17 protein-coding genes, 1 other RNA gene and 2 pseudogenes are annotated in these 17,823 nt (G+C 62.3%); 14 read left to right on the forward strand and 6 right to left on the reverse strand.

The annotated features are described in order from the left end of the window. Positions 1-93 precede the first annotated feature (93 nt). Positions 94-1,476, forward strand: a complete 1,383-nt coding sequence (locus ACN0RC_RS02645) for an LLM class flavin-dependent oxidoreductase (RefSeq protein WP_417508505.1) — start codon at positions 94-96, stop codon at positions 1,474-1,476. Here the strand turns inward: ACN0RC_RS02645 and ACN0RC_RS02650 are convergent. Then, positions 1,473-2,117 (reverse strand): class I SAM-dependent methyltransferase, encoded by a 645-nt coding sequence (locus tag ACN0RC_RS02650; RefSeq protein WP_417508507.1) that lies wholly within the window; start codon positions 2,115-2,117, stop codon positions 1,473-1,475. The two genes, ACN0RC_RS02645 and ACN0RC_RS02650, sit on opposite strands and share 4 nt — an antisense overlap. 59 nt (positions 2,118-2,176) lie before the next feature. On the opposite strand from ACN0RC_RS02650, the gene hflX reads away from it, so the two are divergent. Further along, positions 2,177-3,685 carry a GTPase HflX gene (hflX, locus tag ACN0RC_RS02655; protein ID WP_417508509.1) on the forward strand — a complete coding sequence of 503 codons (1,509 nt, stop codon included), beginning with the start codon at positions 2,177-2,179 and terminating at the stop codon, positions 3,683-3,685. A gap of 10 nt (positions 3,686-3,695) precedes the next feature. Here the strand turns inward: hflX and ACN0RC_RS02660 are convergent, their stop codons facing one another. Then, positions 3,696-4,361, reverse strand: coding sequence for an SIMPL domain-containing protein (locus ACN0RC_RS02660; RefSeq protein ID WP_417508511.1), 666 nt, complete (start codon positions 4,359-4,361; stop codon positions 3,696-3,698). A gap of 127 nt (positions 4,362-4,488) precedes the next feature. On the opposite strand from ACN0RC_RS02660, the gene ssrA reads away from it, so the two are divergent. Further along, positions 4,489-4,858: a transfer-messenger RNA gene (gene ssrA / locus ACN0RC_RS02665) on the forward strand. A gap of 131 nt (positions 4,859-4,989) precedes the next feature. On the opposite strand, the gene ACN0RC_RS02670 is transcribed toward ssrA, so the two are convergent. Further along, positions 4,990-5,748, reverse strand: coding sequence for a tyrosine-type recombinase/integrase (locus ACN0RC_RS02670; RefSeq protein ID WP_417508616.1), 759 nt, complete (start codon positions 5,746-5,748; stop codon positions 4,990-4,992). A 174-nt stretch (positions 5,749-5,922) separates the two neighbouring features. Here ACN0RC_RS02670 and ACN0RC_RS02675 point away from each other — a divergent pair, with 174 nt between their 5' ends. Beyond that, positions 5,923-6,087 (forward strand): hypothetical protein, encoded by a 165-nt coding sequence (locus ACN0RC_RS02675; protein ID WP_417508628.1) that lies wholly within the window; start codon positions 5,923-5,925, stop codon positions 6,085-6,087. On the opposite strand, the pseudogene ACN0RC_RS02680 reads toward ACN0RC_RS02675, so the two are convergent. Both ACN0RC_RS02680 and ACN0RC_RS02685 read right to left on the reverse strand, forming a co-directional pair. Continuing rightward, positions 6,058-6,237, reverse strand: a pseudogene (locus ACN0RC_RS02680) (hypothetical protein); the annotation flags it as partial. The gene ACN0RC_RS02675 and the pseudogene ACN0RC_RS02680 overlap by 30 nt on opposite strands. Next, positions 6,230-6,820 (reverse strand): hypothetical protein, encoded by a 591-nt coding sequence (locus ACN0RC_RS02685; protein ID WP_417508513.1) that lies wholly within the window; start codon positions 6,818-6,820, stop codon positions 6,230-6,232. The gene ACN0RC_RS02685 and the pseudogene ACN0RC_RS02680, both read right to left, overlap by 8 nt. A gap of 115 nt (positions 6,821-6,935) precedes the next feature. Here ACN0RC_RS02685 and ACN0RC_RS02690 point away from each other — a divergent pair, with 115 nt between their 5' ends. The 3 genes from ACN0RC_RS02690 to ACN0RC_RS02700 all read left to right on the forward strand — a co-directional run bounded on the left by ACN0RC_RS02690 (position 6,936) and on the right by ACN0RC_RS02700 (position 8,603). Continuing rightward, entirely contained in the window at positions 6,936-7,169 is a 234-nt protein-coding gene (locus ACN0RC_RS02690) for a hypothetical protein (protein WP_417508515.1), read from the forward strand. Further along, positions 7,159-7,866 (forward strand): AAA family ATPase, encoded by a 708-nt coding sequence (locus tag ACN0RC_RS02695; RefSeq protein WP_417508517.1) that lies wholly within the window; start codon positions 7,159-7,161, stop codon positions 7,864-7,866. The genes ACN0RC_RS02690 and ACN0RC_RS02695 overlap by 11 nt, the downstream gene beginning before the upstream one ends. A gap of 482 nt (positions 7,867-8,348) precedes the next feature. After that, a complete protein-coding gene (locus ACN0RC_RS02700) occupies positions 8,349-8,603 on the forward strand; it encodes a glutaredoxin family protein (RefSeq protein ID WP_417508519.1) in 255 nt (84 codons plus the stop codon). A 197-nt stretch (positions 8,604-8,800) separates the two neighbouring features. Here ACN0RC_RS02700 and ACN0RC_RS02705 read toward each other — a convergent pair whose 3' ends face one another. After that, positions 8,801-9,793, reverse strand: coding sequence for a zeta toxin family protein (locus tag ACN0RC_RS02705; protein ID WP_417508521.1), 993 nt, complete (start codon positions 9,791-9,793; stop codon positions 8,801-8,803). A gap of 335 nt (positions 9,794-10,128) precedes the next feature. Between ACN0RC_RS02705 and ACN0RC_RS02710 the strand changes: the two are divergent. The 7 genes and pseudogenes from ACN0RC_RS02710 to ACN0RC_RS02740 all read left to right on the forward strand — a co-directional run. Further along, positions 10,129-10,358, forward strand: a pseudogene (locus tag ACN0RC_RS02710) (transposase); the annotation flags it as partial. 457 nt (positions 10,359-10,815) lie between these two features. Beyond that, positions 10,816-12,039, forward strand: coding sequence for an IS256 family transposase (locus ACN0RC_RS02715; RefSeq protein ID WP_417508523.1), 1,224 nt, complete (start codon positions 10,816-10,818; stop codon positions 12,037-12,039). Positions 12,040-12,798: 759 nt separating this feature from the next. Beyond that, the gene (locus ACN0RC_RS02720) at positions 12,799-13,392 is read left to right on the forward strand and encodes a TlpA family protein disulfide reductase (RefSeq protein ID WP_417508525.1); all 594 of its coding nucleotides are present in this window, start codon (positions 12,799-12,801) and stop codon (positions 13,390-13,392) included. Continuing rightward, positions 13,392-14,132, forward strand: a complete 741-nt coding sequence (locus tag ACN0RC_RS02725; RefSeq protein ID WP_417508527.1) for a cytochrome c biogenesis CcdA family protein — start codon at positions 13,392-13,394, stop codon at positions 14,130-14,132. Before ACN0RC_RS02720 ends, ACN0RC_RS02725 begins: the two co-directional genes overlap by 1 nt. A 103-nt stretch (positions 14,133-14,235) precedes the next feature. Then, complete coding sequence (resB, locus tag ACN0RC_RS02730) at positions 14,236-15,765, forward strand: cytochrome c biogenesis protein ResB (RefSeq protein WP_417508529.1); 1,530 nt, start codon at positions 14,236-14,238, stop codon at positions 15,763-15,765. Further along, on the forward strand, positions 15,762-16,718 hold the full coding sequence (ccsB, locus tag ACN0RC_RS02735) for a c-type cytochrome biogenesis protein CcsB (protein ID WP_417508531.1): 957 nt from the start codon (positions 15,762-15,764) through the stop codon (positions 16,716-16,718). The genes resB and ccsB overlap by 4 nt, the downstream gene beginning before the upstream one ends. A 184-nt stretch (positions 16,719-16,902) precedes the next feature. After that, complete coding sequence (locus ACN0RC_RS02740; protein WP_417508618.1) at positions 16,903-17,814, forward strand: cytochrome c oxidase assembly protein; 912 nt, start codon at positions 16,903-16,905, stop codon at positions 17,812-17,814. The last annotated feature ends 9 nt before the right edge of the window (positions 17,815-17,823 follow it).

A 17,823-nucleotide genomic window follows, 5' to 3' on the forward strand; every position in this document is an offset into this window, starting at 1 on the left:
CTCGGCCGTCGCAGAGAGATGATTTCGGCCGAATGCGTCGTTTCATGACGGACCGCGAGACAACAGCGCGCCTCATCGTTCACTATGGTGCGTATGAGCAAGCAGATCCGTTTCAACGCCTTCGACATGAACTGCGTCGCCCACCAGTCCTCCGGGATGTGGCGGCATCCACTGGACCAGTCTGCGCGCTACAAGGAGCTCGCGTACTGGACCGAACTCGCGCAGCTCCTCGAGCGCGGGCACTTCGACGGACTGTTCATCGCCGATGTGCTCGGCACGTATGACGTCTACGGCGGCACCAACGAAGCGGCGATCCGTCACGGCGCACAGGTCCCGGTCAACGACCCCGTGCTGCTGGTGAGTGCCATGGCCGCCGTCACCGAGCACCTCGGCTTCGGCGTGACCGCTGGCACCGCGTACGAACACCCCTATCCGTTCGCGCGCCGCATGACGACCCTCGATCACCTGACGAACGGCCGGGTCGGCTGGAACGTCGTCACCGGCTATCTGCCGTCTGCCGCGCGCAACATGGGTCATGACGACCAGCTCGAGCACGATCAGCGCTACGACGTCGCCGACGAGTATCTCGAAGTGACCTACAAGCTCTGGGAAGGCTCCTGGGAGGACGACGCGGTCATCCGCGACCGCGAGAGCGGCGTCTTCACCGATCCGTCGAAGGTGCACGAGATCGGTCATCACGGCGAGCACTTCACTGTTCCGGGCATCCACATCTCGGAGCCTTCTCCGCAGCGCACCCCCGTGATCTTCCAGGCAGGTGCTTCTCCGCGCGGCATCGCGTTCGCCGCGGGTAACGCAGAGGCGATCTTCGTCGCGGCGCCCACGAAGACTGTTCTCGCAGGCACTGTGAAGCGCATCCGTGACGCGCTCGAAGCCGCAGGGCGCGACCGCTACTCCGCGAAGATCTACACGCTGCTGACGATCATCACCGACGAGACGAGCGAGAAGGCCCACGCCAAGCACGAGGACTTCCTCCAGTACGCCAGCGATGAGGGTGCGCTCGTCTTCATGTCGGGGTGGATGGGCATCGACCTCTCACAGTTCGACCTCGACGAGCCGATCGGCAACGTCAAGAGCAACGCGATCCAGTCGACCGTGGCCAACTTCCAGCAGGCGAACGACGACGGCAAGGAGTGGAAGGTTCGCGACATCGCTCGGCTCGGCAACATCGGCGGTCTGGGCCCCCGCGTGGTCGGCTCACCCGAAGAGGTGGCCGACTTCCTGCAGGACTGGGTAGAAGAGACCGATGTCGACGGGTTCAACCTCGCCTATGCGATCACGCCCGGAACCTTTGAGGACATCGTCAAGTTCATCGTGCCTGAACTGCAGCGGCGTGGTGTCTACCAGACCGAGTACACACCCGGAACGCTTCGTCAGAAGCTGCACGGGCGTGGAGACCGGCTGCCTGACGAGCACCGCGGTGCGGGATTCAGCCTGCGAGACTCGTCGCGCGTCTAATCAGTAACTGCAATCGGTTCGGTCGGCGGGTTGCCGTGACGCCTCAGCTTGAGCACACGGTAGCCCTTGCCGGTCGCTGCGCGGTGCACGCTGTAACCGGGCTGGAAGGTCGCTGCCAGCCAGCGCTGGAGCGAGTCTGAGCCGAGATTGCGCTGCACGACGAGCCAGGCGTCGCTGTGCTCATCGAGCCGAGGAATCCAGCGCTCCAGCATCCCGTGGAGAACGTTCTTGCCCACGCGGATGGGCGGATTCGAGCGAATCGTTCGAAAGACGACGTCATCGGGAACATCGTCGGGCAGAACCGCGTTGATGTTAGTGAGACCAAGCGACTCGGCGTTACGACGGACGAGGTCAAGAGCTCGCTCATTGACGTCGACGGCCCAGACGGTCGCGTGCGGTGCGGCGAGGGCCATCGTTATGCTGATCGGGCCCCAGCCGCTTCCGAGGTCGAGAAAGTCTCCTCCCGGAGGCAGCGGAGGCATGTTGGCGAAGAGGACTGCGGTTCCGGCATCGAGACGGTCGGGACTGAAGACGCCACCGGCCGTGGTCACTTCGAGGTCACGGCCTGCGAGGGTGACGTTGATCGCCCGCAGGTTCTGCGCACTTGCCGGGGTCGCAGAGAAATAGTGATCGGACCCCATATGCCGAGCGTACCGGAGCAGCGGGTTAAGGTTAAGACGCCGACTACAGAAGGCAGAGGATGACGAAGACCACAGACGACCAGCACAACGACGAAACGCTCGACCGCGTGCTCGCGAGCGCAGAGAGGCGCACCGAGGCGAACGTCTTCGGCGCCGCCCAGGCGCTGCAGGATGCTTCAACAGCAACCTACGGCGATCGCGATGGCGACCAATGGGATCTTGAAGACCGTCACGCGCTTCGTCGCGTGGGTGGTCTTTCGACCGAGCTCGAAGACGTCACCGAGGTCGAGTACCGTCAGCTGCGACTCGAGAACGTCGTGCTGGTGGGCGTGTACCCGCAGGGCGCCCAGGTCGATGCCGAGAATTCTCTGCGCGAGTTGGCGGCCTTGGCCGAAACCGCCGGTGCCGTCGTACTGGACGGGGTACTCCAGCGGCGCCCGCATCCAGACCCCGCCACCTACCTCGGCCGAGGAAAAGCTCAAGAACTCAAGGACATGGTTGCAGCCATAGGCGCTGACACCGTGATCGCCGACACCGAGCTCGCTCCGAGCCAGCGCCGCGCTCTGGAAGACGTCGTCAAGGTGAAGGTCATCGACCGAACCACCGTCATCCTCGACATCTTCAGCCAGCATGCGAAGAGCCGTGAGGGCAAGGCGCAGGTCGAGCTCGCACAGCTCGAGTACCTGCTCCCGCGTCTGCGCGGTTGGGGCGACTCGATGAGCCGTCAGGCCGGTGGCCAGGTCGGTGCCGGGGGAGCGGGCATGGGTTCACGTGGTCCTGGTGAGACGAAGATCGAGCTCGATCGCCGTCGCATCCGCACCCGTATGGCCCTGCTGCGTCGGCAGATCCGTGATTTCGCGCCTGCTCGCGATGCGAAGCGCGCTGAGCGCAAGCGCAACACGATTCCGTCGGTTGCGATCGCCGGCTACACGAACGCAGGAAAATCGAGTCTGCTCAACGCACTCACGAGCGCTGGCGTGCTGGTCGAGAACGCCCTGTTCGCGACGCTGGATGCCACAGTTCGTCGCTCTGCGACCGACGATGGCCGGGTTTACACGTTCACAGACACGGTCGGATTCGTGCGGAACCTTCCGCATCAGCTCGTCGAGGCATTCCGCTCGACGCTCGAAGAGGTCGCCGACGCGGACATCGTTCTGCACGTCGTCGACGGCGCGCATCCTGATCCCGCGGGGCAGCTGCAGACTGTCCGCGATGTCATGGGCGATGTCGGTGCCCGCGACTTGCCTGAGATCGTCGTGTTCAACAAGGCGGATCTGCTCACGGATGATGAACGGCTCGTGCTTCAGGGCCTCGAGCCGAACGCGCACTTCGTGTCGTCTCGCTCAGGCGAGGGCATCGAACAGCTGCGCGCAGCAATCGATGCGGCGCTGCCGATGCCAGCGGTCGAAGTGCATGCGCTCGTGCCTTACGACAGGGGAGACCTCGTCGCCGCGGTGCATGAGACGGGAATCCTGCTGTCGGCAGAGCACGGCGAGCACGGCACTGAGGTGCACGCGCACGTCTCAGAGCGTCTCGCGGCGGATCTGGCGCCATTCACACACGCGTGACCTGGCCCCGTCACCGCGCCGTGAAGCGGGCCTCAACCGTGGCCGAGATGACGATGTCTTCCGGTTCGTACGCCATTTCTGCCGGGGCATCCGCTGTTGCGGCGAACGCCGCGCCTCGCGCCCTCATCATGGACGGTGCGGGAGCCTGCTCTCGAGAGATGAGTCCGGTGTCGGCGATCTCCACGGGCGTCACCGACTGAAGGCCCAGCGCGGCCGCGTAGGCCTGAGCGCGCTGGACGGCGACACCGACGGCAGCGGAGGCGACTTCGCGTTCGATGTCGGCCCGCGTCTGGGGAGTGAGATGCCAATCCACCCAGCCGATCTCGACGCCATCCCAGGACGAGATCTCCGACACCCACACCGAGAGCTCGGATGCTTCCATGAAAGTGGGGACGAAGTCGACGCTGGCGCGGTAGACGAGCGCGAGCTGCTTTCCGTCGCTGCTCCACGGTCGTTCGGCGCGGACGGCGAGACTCTTGCTGGACCAGTCCGTGACAGATCCAGCATCCTGCCGTACGGTGAGGCTGGCACGCACGGGTTCTGCCAGGGTCAGCGCGCGCTCAACGACGGACGTGCGCACAGGGCCTTCGGCGCGCACGGTGATGTGGATAGTGGCACGCTCGGGCGCAATGCGGGTCTGGTTCTCACCGCGCACTGTGATGGTGACGTCGCTCATGGCTGTGACTCTACGCGAGGAATAGCGTGGGCACCGGTTCCGTTGTATCCTTTGATGCTCGGGTACTTCGGTGCTCGGGTGAGTAATTCCACAGAGTGACAGCGGTCATCTTCGCAAGAAGAACCACGGGGCTGATCGGTTTCGACAGTGCTTGTGAATTCACGTGAAGCGGGCCGAGGATGCAGGGTTATCTCGTGAACGCCCCCTGCAAAAACATAGTTGCCGAAACAAAGCGCAACGACTTCGCCCTCGCTGCATAAGCGAGCCCGATAGTCCGTCAGACCGTATGTGATTCCGATACGGACCCTGGCGTCATTTAGGAATCTTGCTGTGTGACGGCGTCTGGACGTCACGCGGGACTCTTCCCAGGCTGGGCTTGTCGACTTAGGTGTCTGTGACAAAGGTCGGAGCCGAGCAGAACGTCTGCACAGACTGCGCCCGGAGAAGCCGTGGATACTCAGCGTTGGACGGGGGTTCGATTCCCCCCAGCTCCACAACCGCTGTCACTGAGGAAGCCCCCCTATCCCTTGGAAACACGGGGATCGGGGGGCTTCTTTGCGTTCGGCTCCAAGTCGTCAGTCCGGATTTGCCCACAATTTGCCCACATCCGTCGCGGAATAGGATGGCGTCAGCGCCACAATCGCTCGACATCAGCGGAGAGGCCGCCGTCGTTCATTCGGGCCGCGACGTCGGCCAGGTCATCATCGAAGAGGTCGGCATAGGTGTCTAGCGTCATTGCGGCGGACTTGTGGCCGAGCATGCGCTGCACGGCTTTCACGTTTGCGCCTGAGGAGATTGCGAGACTCGCGGCTGTGTGCCGAAGGTCGTGGGGGGTCAGTCGCTCGATGTGCGCTGCGCGAAGTGCATTACTGAACCAGGATGTGGTTCCGACGCTTGTCTTCGCTCGGCGAAGGTAGTTGCCGTCGGGATCGGTGAACACCAGATCATCATCATGTTTGCCGCCGCACAGACGTTTCAGCGGAGCCTCGAGGAACTCTGGGAAAGGGACGATTCGGCGCTCCCAGTTCTTCGGAGCACCGACCACGATTTTCCCGTCGACCTCGACGGCCCCACGATTCACCTGGATGCGGTCTCTCTCGAAGTTGATGTCACGAGCATGCATGCCAATCGCCTCACTCCAGCGAAGTCCGCAGTACGCGAGAACGAGGATCAGGGTGCGATGAGTGTCGGTTGTGGCGGCCTCCGCGAGACGAACGACCTCGCCGTGCGTCAGGTAGCGTCGTGGCTTATCGGAGATCTTCTGTGGCAGGTTCTGTGCACCGCGAGCCACGTTTCGGGGGAGGCGGCCGTCGCGCACGGCGGTGTCCAGGATCCCGGCCAGGACTCCGAGCGCGCGATAGACAACGGTCGCAGATCGCGGCTTCATGCGTTCGCCTTTACTCTGAGTACGCACAGTCACCGCCGTGCCCTCCGAAAGTTCTCGAATCCACTGCTCGACCTGTGAGGCGCGTATCTCACCGATCCGGGTTAGGCCCCATCGCGGATACACGTAAACCCGCCACGATGTCTCCAGCGAACTGTACGACGAAGCCTTTAGTGAGTGTCGCTTGTTGCGCAGCCATTCGACGCCGAGTTCGCCGACGGTGGCACGCGCGGCGCTAGGGTCCGTGTACGTGCCTTCGGCGCGTGCGACTTCGGTGTGAGCGAGGAAAATCTCAGCATCGCGCTTCGTCTTGAATCCGCGCTTCTCGATTTGCTTGCGTGATGCGTCATCACGCCATCGGACGCGGTAGCGGCGGCCGCCGGCAGATTGATAGACAGCAATACTTCCCATGACAACCTCGGTCTGCTTCGGTCTGGGGATTCGAGGGCGAGGACGCCCGCCATATATTCGCCCGGAGTCGGCGTTACCCATCGGCCTGGCGGCCGACGGCGTACGTCATACCTTCCAAGCGTCCTGCGTCGCGGGCCTTCTTGATCCAGTCGGAGGCGGTGCGGTGTGGGATGTCGAGTTCAACCTGCACGGCTCGCACGGGCGGGGCGCCGGCGAGCGCGGCGGCGCCGTAGATGATCTCGACGACCTCCATGCGCTCATCCTTCATGCCGCGTTTCACAGCAGCGGTTGCCATCCATGGCGGGATGATCCGACCTTCGGTGGAAGTGAGATCCGCGATCGTGGTCCAGTTCGAGTCCTGTTCATCCCCGAGACGCACCGCGATGCAGTGCGGTACGGCGGCCTGCACGATGGCGGCTGATGCCGTGCGGCGTAGCGCTTGGTGGTCGAAGTTCGGTCGGGTGGCCCGGTTGAGGATCGTGGTGACGATGTAGTGACCCTCGTCGGTGCTGTAGTGGGCCTCGATCGTCGTCTCGACTCCGGCGTCGTCATCGAGGACCGAGGCGACGAACTCGGGAGCAATGCGCAGCGCGGACCCAACCGGCTCCGTAGCGGATTGCCATGACATTGCGGTGCCGTCAGGATTCTTCACGTCGACCTTCACCCCGCTAGTTTGCCTTATCGTGCCAGAGATTCGCAGAACCATCTTGACTAAGTGTATGGCTAAGTCGTCTACTTGTGTCAATAGGCAATCTCAATACGCAAGAAGGGTGAAGACGATGTCAACGGTGACCACCATGAAGTCGCCCGACTTAGGGCACGAATTCGTGAAGCCGCAAGAGGTGGCCAGACTCATCCCGGGTCTCACGGTCAAGAAGCTCGCTGAATGGCGGTACGAGCGGCGCGGCCCGGACTACTACAAGTTCGGCCGGGTGATTCTCTATGACGTGGAAGAGCTCAAGTCGTGGATCGACGCGTCAGCGATGTCGTCCGGTGACGGCCATGCTCGCTGAACTTGCCATGCCGTCTAACGCGGCTGGCACTGGAGGTATGAAGATCATCTCGGTCGTGAACCAGAAGGGCGGAATGGGCAAGACGACGGTCACGATGCAACTCGCCGCAGCGCTGTCGCGCCGACATCGCGTGCTGGTGGTGGATGTCGATCCGCAGCAGTCCACCGTGTGGTGGGCAGAGAATGCAGAGCGGCGCCTGCCGTTCGACTTCGCCGGCAGCCAGCATCCGTCTGTCTTGTCCCGGCTGTCGCACCTGGACCGCGAGTACGACTTTGTGATCGTGGATACGCCGGGGAGTTTGGAGGACCCTCGCACGCTGGAAGTCGTCGTCGATGCGTCGGACTTCGTTATCGTCCCGCTCGCCCCTGAGCCGCTCGCCGTCGAGCCGACGATGCGGACGATTCAGCGGTTCGTCGAACCGTGCGGAGTCCGCTTCGCGGTCTTGCTCAACCGGATCGATCCGCGAATCCATGGACAGCTGGAGACGTGGAAGGAGCTCCTCGACGTCACCCTCGGGGTGCCGCGCTTCGACGCGTGTCTGCGCCAGTACAAGGCGCAGTCGGATGCTCCGGTGCTGGGGAGCCTGGTCACGACTGTCCGCGACAACCGAACCACGCAAGGCGCGATCTGGGACGTCACCCGTCTCGGGCTTGAGGTGACCGAGCAACTGAGCCCGCAGTTGCAGGGAGCGTGGTGAGCCATGGGTCAGGTCAACCTGAGTGAGCGTCTCAGCGAGACGCGTGTGCGGCTCGAGCGTCAGCGAAACCGAGCGCCGGAACCGGTGCCCAAGTTCCTGCGCCTCACACGGAAAGAGACGCGTGTCCGCGAGGATCAGTATGCGGAGCTCACGGAGCTGGCGCGCTCGCTCATGCGAGACCGGATCTCAACGCGAGAGCGCATCACCGAGAACATGCTCATCCGCGTCGCCATCGATCTCCTCTTCACGCACCGGGAACAGCTCCGCGGCTCGGACGAGGACGAACTTCGCCGTTCAGTGACTTCCGGACTTCCAGACTTCCGAAGTTCGCCAGCTACAGACACGGAAAGTCCGGACGTCTCGGAGTCCCGGGCTCCAGAAGCTCGAAACTTCCGAAGTAACAGAGTCGCGAAGTCGGGAAGTCTCGGAGAGCGGCACTTCGGAAGTTCCGCGAACTCCGTGCCAGGCCGCGAGAGTCCATCATGACGCACGTGACGGTGTATTCGACCGGACCCTCATGCCAGCGCTGCCGACTCACTTGCCAGCGGCTCGACACGTTGGGTATTCGATACGACCTTGTCGACATCCACGCTGAACACAACGCCGAGATCCGTGCGTTCCTCATCGACGAACTCGGCTACCGCGAGGCGCCGGTGGTCGAAGCCGGGAAAGCGCGCTGGTCGGGCTTCCGCCCCGACCTCATTGATGAGCTAGCTTCTGGTCTCGAAATCGGTTGAGACGGACAGGATGCCAATGTTGAGCAGCACCGCCGGCTGCAAGAGGGTAGTGGACGGCAAACTGGTCCGTTCCGCGCTTTCGCGGCATATCCTCCCTCGCTGGCGCTCAGTCCGGTATTCCACGACACGGCACTACCCAGCCCACCGCCCACTAAGAATCGGCAGCTATCCTGACGGCGCCAGAATGCGCGGTTAGATCACCGGGAGATCGAAGGCCCAGACTCCGCGGGGGTGACAGTGGGGGCAGCGGCATCGACGACCTCTGGGCGCAATTGCAGGCGCTTGAGCCCAGCGAGATCTGTTGCCAACTTCTGCTGCTGGATCCTCACGACCTCGGAACCGGGCGGAACGGGCAGCTCCGGCACGACGCGTCGGATCGCCATCTCATGCAAGTCGATGAGGGAAGCAATAGCCGGGGCGGGCACGGTTCGCAGGGACCGTGCGTACTCGGTCATGTGGCGAAGTTCGCTCAACCACTGCGTCGCATCGAGAGCGCTCATCGCCTCTGATCGTGAAGTGCTCAGCGCGACGGATGCTCCGCTCAGCGTCCCAGATTCTGACCGTTCGGCATCGAAAACGCTCACGCCGTGCTGATTGAGCACGGACACCCGCGCGACCAACGGGCTGTCAGCGGCAGCCACGATCAGTGCGCTCACGTTCCGCATACTCTGCTCGTTCTCTGCAGGGGTGACGAACTCTGCTGTCTGCCCTTCCCTCATGTGGCGTAGGCCAAGCGACGTGGCCGCGAGGAGGCTTTGGTCGTCGCGCGCAGCGACCGTGACGACGTGCACGGCATAGCCGGAATCGGCAAACCGTCGAGCCACACCCAGCGCCGTATCCGGAGTCCGGAACTCGCCCTCAAGAAGCAACGAGTACCCGTTCTCGCGCGCATGCCTGATACTGGCCTGCAACCAGGACGCCGCGAGCTGCGACAACTCCTCCCGACCCGCAGGGGACTGCCGGAACTGCGTGTCCAAGTACCTCGGGTGGAAGGCCTGCAGATCCTCGATCGAGACCGGGACGAGATCCCCACCATGCTCACGACGTAGCCGTGTGATCACACGCCCCGTGCCGGCGCCCGGTGCACCGGCCAGAACCACGAACGCTGGAGTCTCGCTGGGGCTTGCGTCATCGAACAACGAGTGCAGGATGACATCCTGTACTCGTCCGGCATCCGCTGATTCAGCCACGCGACCGCTCCGGGGTCGCTCGAGTCGGTGCTCGCACGGCTTCGAGACGCGAAGCGATCCCGTCGCGGTCAAACCCGTCCGTGCTGTGCATGTCCGACCGCAACTGCTGAACCCGGGCAACGACGGTGTCTCCAGGGCTATCGGCAGCCGCCATCACGGCGGCGACGGCTGAACGGAACTCATCGCGCAAGGCGTCGTAAAACGCCGCATCGTTTACTCGCCATGGCGAGGGGCGCTGTGACATCTCGACTCCTTGAGGCGAGCCTACCAACCGGGAGCACGCTCGTCCTGGGGCATGTGTGACGACCGATACTGGAGTCGCTGGTACCGTCACCTCTGTCGACTTCTGTGATACAGGCAGCCCCTGGCAACGCGTAAGCAACGAGAATACGAATGCTCTCCTGCGCCGGTACTTCCCGAAAGACACGGATCTCTCCCGCCACACGCCCGCCGAATGCAGCGCGTCGTCGAGAACCTCAACCAACGTCCACGCAAGACGCGTGACTGGGACACTCCAGCCGAACGCCTCCATGCTTCACTGAATGAAACTCGAGCGGTTCTGTGATTGGTGATGTCGGGCAGCCAGAATTCGAGACTCAGCGCAACTCGGACGAGAATGACGCCGCGTTGGTGGTGTAGTTCTTGGAGATCGGCCGTCTGCTCCGTCGATTGTGGATGCGAGAGCAGGATGCGCCAAGCACGTTCACTATTTACAAGCTTGACTCGGGAACTGGAGACATTCGTCCCCACAGACACATACCGCAACGCAAGTGCGCGCTGACCGATCACAGATTCGTGCTGCTCCTAGGGGAACCCGTCGAAAATCGACAATCGCGACAATGCTGTCCTTGAAGCCCTCAGATCGTGTTCACCGCACGAGGATCGACAGAGACGATTCAGGTGACGTCCCCTGGAGTGGTGGAGATTCCGACGAGGTGGTTCGCGTCGTAGACGTGGGTGAGCCATCGTGCGATGGTCAGTGAGAACTGTCTAGGAATCTCAACGTAAGGACACAAAGCACGATGGCTCTTGACCAGTCTGCCCTCCTCGAGCTGCTCGGGGAACTGAAACTCACCGATGTCACCGACCGGATCCGTGTCGCGACGGAAACGCTCTATCAGGAGCTGATCGATGCGGAGGCTGCCGCGTTCATCGGCGCTGCCCCGTTCGAGCGCTCCCCGGACCGGGTGGCGCAACGTAACGGCAGTCGATCTCGGACTCTGACCACGACGGCCGGGGACCTCGAGCTGCGGCTGCCGAAGCTGCGGCAGGGGTCGTTCTTCCCGTCGCTGTTGGAGCGGCGCCGTCGGGTCGATCAGGCGTTGTTCGCGGTGGTGATGGAGGCATATGTCCACGGCGTCTCAACGAGGAAAGTGGATGATCTGGTGAAGGCGCTCGGCGCGGACACCGGCATCTCGAAGTCCGAAGTCTCCCGGATCTGCGCGAACCTGGACGAGGACGTTGCCGCGTTCCGCGACCGGCCCCTCGCGGACACGACGTATCCGTACGTGTTCCTCGACGCGACCTACTGCAAAGCCAGAGTCGGCCGGCGCGTCGTCTCCCAAGCGGTCATCGTCGCGATCGGGGTCGCCGCCGACGGACGCCGCGAGGTCCTCGGGTTCGAGGTCGGGGAGACCGAATCTCAGCCGTTCTGGACCAGCTTCCTCCGCTCGCTCAAGGCCCGCGGACTCGGCGGGGTGAAGCTCGTCATCAGCGATGCGCACACCGGCCTGATCTCCGCGATCGAGACCGTGTTCGCCGGCGCCAGCTGGCAAAGATGCAGGGTCCATTTCATGCGCAACGTCCTCTCGAACGTTCCGAAAGCGTCGGGACCGATGGTCGCTTCCATCATCCGCACGATCTTCGCTCAACCCGATACCGAGCATGTGTTCGCGCAGTTCCACGAGGTCGTGCGGATGCTGACCCGGTCGCATCCGAAGATCGCCGACATGCTGGAGGACGCGAAGAACGACATCCTCGCGTTCTGCGGCTTCCCGCAGCAGCACTGGCGACAGATCTGGTCCACCAACCCGCTCGAGCGGGTCAACAAGGAGATCAAACGCCGCACCGACGTCGTCGGCACCTTCCCCAACCCCGCCGCGCTCCTGCGCCTGGCAGGGCACGTCCTGATCGAGCAGCACGACGAATGGGACGGCGCAGACCGCCGTTACTTCTCCGAGCACTCCATGAAGCTCCTCACCGCGAACGACGAGGAGGTGGCCATCCCCGAACTCAACGCGGCATAATCAACACAACTGATCCCGCACAGTGTCGAGATTCTCCACCACACAGCGGGACGTCACCACGATTCACACGGTCACTGGCTCTTGACGGATCGCCTTGATACCCGGTTGGGATATCCTGTGTATAACGCGTTGGGCTAAGTGCCGTGATCCGGAAGGAGCGCTATGCGGACGTGGATGCTGAAGATCGCGGCGGCTGCGCTGCTGGTGCTTGCTTCGGTTATAGGTGCCTTCGCTCTGCCGCACGCGGGTTCAGCCCCCGGCGCAGAGAGTGCCATCACGAGCACACTGGCAATGAGTCCACCCTCTCTTAGCGCAGATACCGCGGATGCGGCGTACGGTTCCACAAAGATGATCGTCGGTCAGGCATTTGAGGGCTCTGCGACTATCATTGCATCACCGGCTTTGATCACGGCTGGCGTGTGTGCGGCGTTGATCGGGTGCTGCATTCTGGGATTGATTCTCCTCCGCCGCTATCTTCAGGGCAGGCAGAGATCTTCATGGGTCGCGACGTTGCGTCGTATGTCTCCCATCGCACCTGCTCCCATGCCGCTGGCTTGGCCGATCCGCCCGTCACTGGTTCTTCTCTCCATCAGCCGAGTCTGATTCCTGAGCTGACGCGCCTCCACGTCTGCTCGATCGAGCGATGTGCATATCTAGCGCGTTCTCGTACTGGGCTGCATAGCGCAGCTCTTTGGTGACGGCAACGCCGTGCACCGGACCTTCGAGCAACCAAGAATCATCGTTCACGCTGGAGAGACATTGAGAATCGTTCCCGTTTCTATCGCAACGCTTGTCGCGGCCACGTTGTTGCTGTCGGGCTGTACCGCCGACCCACTTTCCGAACAGTACGCGGAGATCGGCGACCCAGGCTATGCGTCCGCGGACGGCACCATCTCCGAATTCGCCCCGGACGAACGCGGCGAGGCCATCGTGTTCGATGGCACCACGGATGAGGGTAACCCGCTGTCCAGCAGTGATTATGCCGGTGAGGTCCTGGTGGTCAACTTTTGGTACGCAGCGTGCGCGCCCTGCCGAGTTGAAGCTCCAGACCTTGCTGCCCTTTCGGCCAAATATCAGGACGTCGGTGCCAGATTCTTAGGTGTCAACGTCTACGACCAAGCAGAGACATCACTCGCGTTCGCGAGAAGTTTCGACATCGAGTATCCCTCGATCATCGATGCCAACTCGGGGGCTGTCCGGCTCGCGTTCGCAGGTCACGCTCCGCCCAGTGCGGTGCCGACGACATTGGTGCTCGACAAGCAGGGCCGCGTGGCGGCGCGATTCATCGGCCTTATCGACGAACCTTCGATACTTGACACCATGATCAGCGACCTCATCGCAGAGGAATCTTAATGGGTACGATCGACCAGATCGTGGTGTCAGGGAGTCTGCTGATCGCCATTCCCTTGGCACTTCTCGCCGGGCTCGTGTCTTTTGCCTCCCCGTGCGTATTGCCTCTGATCCCCGGTTATCTCGGCTACGTCGGCGGACTCAGCGACAACGGCAGCCGCGCAGACCGCCGAAGGATGCTGCTGGGCGTGCTCCTTTTCATCCTCGGTTTCAGCGCGATCTTCGTGACGCTGGGAATCCTCTTCGGGACAGCGGGATTGTTGTTGGTGCCGTGGATGGATTTGATCACGCGCATCGCCGGCGTCATCATCATCCTGATGGGCCTTGTCTTCATCGGAATGTTCACGTCGATGCAGCGCATGATCAAGCCCCGCTGGAAGGTAGCGACCGGTCTAGCAGGTGCCCCCTTCTTGGGTATTGTCTTCGGCCTGGGTTGGGCTCCATGTATCGGTCCGACCCTGGCGGCTGTTCTCGCACTCAGCTTGAACGGTGGCTCTCCCGCCCGCGGTGCGCTGCTCGGCGCCATCTACTGCCTCGGCCTCGGCATACCATTCCTCCTAGTCGCCTTGGGGCTGAACTGGGTGACCGGATCAGTGAGTTGGCTCAAACGCCACATACGCACCATCAACATCATCGGTGGTGCGCTGCTGATCCTCGTCGGCATTGTCATGGTCTCCGGGCTATGGACTGCGTTGATGTCAAGCCTGGGAGGGGTGATCAGCGGTTTTGTCCCGGCCATCTGACCACATCGACGCCCCGCCGCTCGCTCCCAACGGCGAGGAGATATCCCAACCGGCACTCGGTGTGAGCGGGTACCTACGGTTCTTCTGGCGTCAACTGACCAGTATGCGGACGGCGCTGCTGTTGCTGTTGCTGCTGGCTCTCGCTGCTGTCCCCGGCTCATTGGTGCCACAGCGAAGTTCGAATCCCAACGGAGTCATCCAGTACTTCAAGGACAATCCTGATCTCGCTCCGATCCTCGACGCCCTACAGCTGTTCGATGTCTTCACCTCGATGTGGTTCTCCAGCATCTACTTGCTGCTGTTCCTGTCCCTGATCGGGTGCGTGATCCCGCGCACCGCACATCACCTCAGAGCACTGCGCACACCCCCGCCGAAGACACCCGCGCGGCTGGAACGTCTGCCCGGATTCAGCACAGTGGAAACGACGGACACGGATGCAGCCGTCGCTATCGAGTCCGCGCGCACCCTATTGCGCAAGAGTGGGTACCGCGTCCGCGTGTTCGACGGAGCGAACCTTTCCGTATCGGCCGAACGAGGCTACCTGCGAGAAACCGGCAACCTCGTATTCCACACCGCATTGATCGGCGTGCTCTTCGCAGTGGGAATCGGTGGAGGTTTCACATATACAGGTCAGCGAGTCATCGTCGAAGGACAACCTTTCGTGAATGTTCTGAGCGACTATTCAAGCTTCACTCCTGGGCGATTCTTCGATGAGAGCATGCTGCCACCCTTCCGGATGGTGCTGGATGATTTCTCCGTCGAGTATGAGCAGGAAAACGTCAACGCGTTAGGGTTCCCCATCGATTACACCGCCGATGTTTCCGTCTCCATCCCAGGAGAACCGGTCTCCCGCGGCACCGTCAAAGTCAATCAGCCACTGCCTCTTCTCGGCTCAGACGTCTTCTTGCTCGGAAACGGCTACGCACCGCGGATCACGGTGACGGACGGTGAAGGGAATGTGGCCTTCACCGACATCGTTCCCTTCCTGCCCCAGGATGCGAATCTCACATCAATGGGGTTCATCAAAGTGCCCGACGCACTGCCGGAACAGATCGGCATGATCGGGTTCTTCTATCCCACCACCGGCGAACTCTCCACCGGTGCACTGACCTCGATCCACGCCGACCTTCTCAACCCACTGTTAACCCTCAACGTCTACACAGGCGACCTGGGCATCGACGACGGCATCCCCCGCAACGTTTATCAGCTCGACGTCGACGGCATGACCCAGGTTGCTGGAGGGAACACCGGTATCGAGGCGATCAAGCTCCGTCCCGGTGAGTCAGCGCCGCTCCCGAACGGACTGGGAACGGTCACCTTCGAAAACGCCAACCCCGACGCAGCACCATCAACCAACTACATGGACAGCGTCCTACGGTTCGCCACTTTCGACATCACCTACGACCCATCGCGAGGGTGGGTCCTCGCATTCGCTCTGCTATCCGTCAGCGGGCTCCTGACCGCCTTGTTCATCCCTCGCCGCCGGGTATGGGTGAAGGCTATCGAGACGTCGGGTACCGTGCGGCTGGAGTACGCCGGTCTTGCACGCGGGTATGACCCGGGCCTCGAACCTGCCGTCAACGACCTCGCGAAACGACACCGCCAACAGCTCAACATCAAGGACACCCCATGACCCTCATACTCGACGAATATTCACTCCTCACGGTGTACACCGCGATGGGCATCTACACGCTCGCGTTCGTGATGTTCGCGATTGACATGGCGAAGCGATCCACCAGCAAACCGGTACCAGTCAGCGTAGGCTCGCATCGTCGGCAGAGCGACGCTCAAGGAGCCGTCGCCACCCTCCAAAAAACCGAGCCTCCACGACAACAACCGTCACGCTACAAGTTCGAGCGGATCGCCTTCGCGCTTGTCGTGCTCGGTTGGATGTTCCACGCCGCGGGAGTTGCACTGCGCGGGATGGCACAGGGCTTCGTGCCCTGGGCGAACATGTACGAATTCGCGCTGATCTCGTCCGCCCTTATCATCGGCGTCTTCATCGTCATACAGTGGTGGCAGAACCTGAAGTTCCTGGGGGTATACATCACCGGGTTCACCCTGATCACATTGGGTGTCGGTACCGTTAACTTCTACGTTCCAGTGAAGCCGTTACCGCCCGCACTGGACTCCTATTGGCTCATCATCCACGTCATCGTCGCGTCCCTGGGAACCGCGCTTTTCGCCATCGGCGCCGGTCTCGCAATTATCCAGCTGCTGCAAACCAGACGCGAAGCAGGTAAGAAGTCGCTTGCGCTGTTGAAGACACTGCCCGACGCCATGAAACTGGAGAATCTCACCTACTTCACAACCGTGATCGGTTTCGTCTTCTGGACGTTTACTCTCATTGCCGGATCCATCTGGGCGGAGCGATCCTGGGGTCGATATTGGGGATGGGACACGAAAGAAGTTTGGACATTCATCATCTGGGTCATCTACGCCGGATACATCCATGCACGAGCCACCCGAGGATGGCGCGGAACACGTTCCGCGTGGTTGGCAATCATCGGGTTCCTCGCCGTCATCTTCAACTACGCCATCGTGAACGTCTTCATCCCCGGTCTGCACTCGTACTCAGGGCTCTGAAGATCTCGCGACAGCTCCCTTTCCCAGAACGACCGTGAGGGTGGCCAGGTGACAAACATCATCCGATTCGAGAAAGATGGACCCATGAACGACTCGGGCAGAGAGGACACGCATCTCACGGGAACTCGGCCCCCGAGCTCGGTGCGCACACCCTGCGAGCGAAGGAGACTGTGTGTTGGCTGACGTGCTACTTCCCTCCTTCCCAGACTGGTTCCGTTTCGACCCCACAGGCGCCTCTCCCATCGTCGCGGTGGCGGCATTGCTCCTATGCGGGTGGTATGTGTACGGTGCGATCTGGATGTGGACGCACGGCAGAAGGTGGGCCCTACCGAGGACGATCGCGTTCATCCTCGGCTGTGCGCTGATGTTCGTGATCGCGACGTTCGGCGTGAACCGTTACGCGAGCGTCTCGCTCACCGCGTTGATGTTCCAGCAGATCACGGCGATGACCGTCATCCCACCACTGCTCATCGCTGGTTCCCCCGGTCGTCTCCTGCTTCGCAGTACCCCGCACCATGGAGCAGGACGGCTCGTCCTGCGGGCGGCTCACGCCGGCCTCCGATCGCGGTGGGCGCGTGCGCTGCTGCATCCCCTCATGCCCATCGCGATCGCGCTCGCGATGTTCCCCGCCCTCTACCTGACGGATCTCATCAGCTTGGTGATGGCGACTCGGGTCGGAGCAGACCTCCTCCTCGCCTTCTTTTTGGTTGCGGGCATCGTCGCAGCAGTGCCGCTGTGGTCCTCGGACCCGCTTCCGCGGGCACCCTCGTTTCCGGCGCGACTGGTCGACATCTTCGTGGAGATACAGATTCACGCCGTTCTCGGGCTCGTCCTGATCCGAGCGGGCACCCCGCTGTTCGCCGCATACGCAACCCCGCAGCAAGGGTCGGATCCAGGTTACGACCAAGCCATTGCCGGGATGCTGTTGTGGACCTACGCCGAACTACCACTGCTCATCGTGCTCATCGTCTGCCTCTCCCGCTGGCATTCACGCGATCGGCGCCGCGCCCGCGTGAACGAGTCCCATGACGACGCCGAGCTGGTGGCGTACAACGCCTACCTCGAACAGATCGATCAGAAGAATCGGCCCCGATGACGCGAGGTC

The organism is Microbacterium sp., assembly GCF_048259935.1.
Taxonomy (GTDB): Bacteria; Actinomycetota; Actinomycetes; order Actinomycetales; family Microbacteriaceae; genus Microbacterium.

Bases quoted from the DNA above. Each gene is read 5' to 3' on its own strand.
- ACN0RC_RS02645 (WP_417508505.1), top strand. From the start codon at position 94: ATGAGCAAGCAGATCCGTTTCAACGCCTTCGACATGAACTGCGTCGCC.
- ACN0RC_RS02650 (WP_417508507.1), bottom strand. From the start codon at position 2,117: ATGGGGTCCGATCACTATTTCTCTGCGACCCCGGCAAGTGCGCAGAAC.
- hflX (WP_417508509.1), top strand. From the start codon at position 2,177: ATGACGAAGACCACAGACGACCAGCACAACGACGAAACGCTCGACCGC.
- ACN0RC_RS02660 (WP_417508511.1), bottom strand. From the start codon at position 4,361: ATGAGCGACGTCACCATCACAGTGCGCGGTGAGAACCAGACCCGCATT.
- ACN0RC_RS02670 (WP_417508616.1), bottom strand. From the start codon at position 5,748: ATGAAGCCGCGATCTGCGACCGTTGTCTATCGCGCGCTCGGAGTCCTG.
- ACN0RC_RS02690 (WP_417508515.1), top strand. From the start codon at position 6,936: ATGTCAACGGTGACCACCATGAAGTCGCCCGACTTAGGGCACGAATTC.
- ACN0RC_RS02695 (WP_417508517.1), top strand. From the start codon at position 7,159: ATGCTCGCTGAACTTGCCATGCCGTCTAACGCGGCTGGCACTGGAGGT.
- ACN0RC_RS02700 (WP_417508519.1), top strand. From the start codon at position 8,349: ATGACGCACGTGACGGTGTATTCGACCGGACCCTCATGCCAGCGCTGC.
- ACN0RC_RS02715 (WP_417508523.1), top strand. From the start codon at position 10,816: ATGGCTCTTGACCAGTCTGCCCTCCTCGAGCTGCTCGGGGAACTGAAA.
- ACN0RC_RS02725 (WP_417508527.1), top strand. From the start codon at position 13,392: ATGGGTACGATCGACCAGATCGTGGTGTCAGGGAGTCTGCTGATCGCC.
- resB (WP_417508529.1), top strand. From the start codon at position 14,236: ATGCGGACGGCGCTGCTGTTGCTGTTGCTGCTGGCTCTCGCTGCTGTC.
- ccsB (WP_417508531.1), top strand. From the start codon at position 15,762: ATGACCCTCATACTCGACGAATATTCACTCCTCACGGTGTACACCGCG.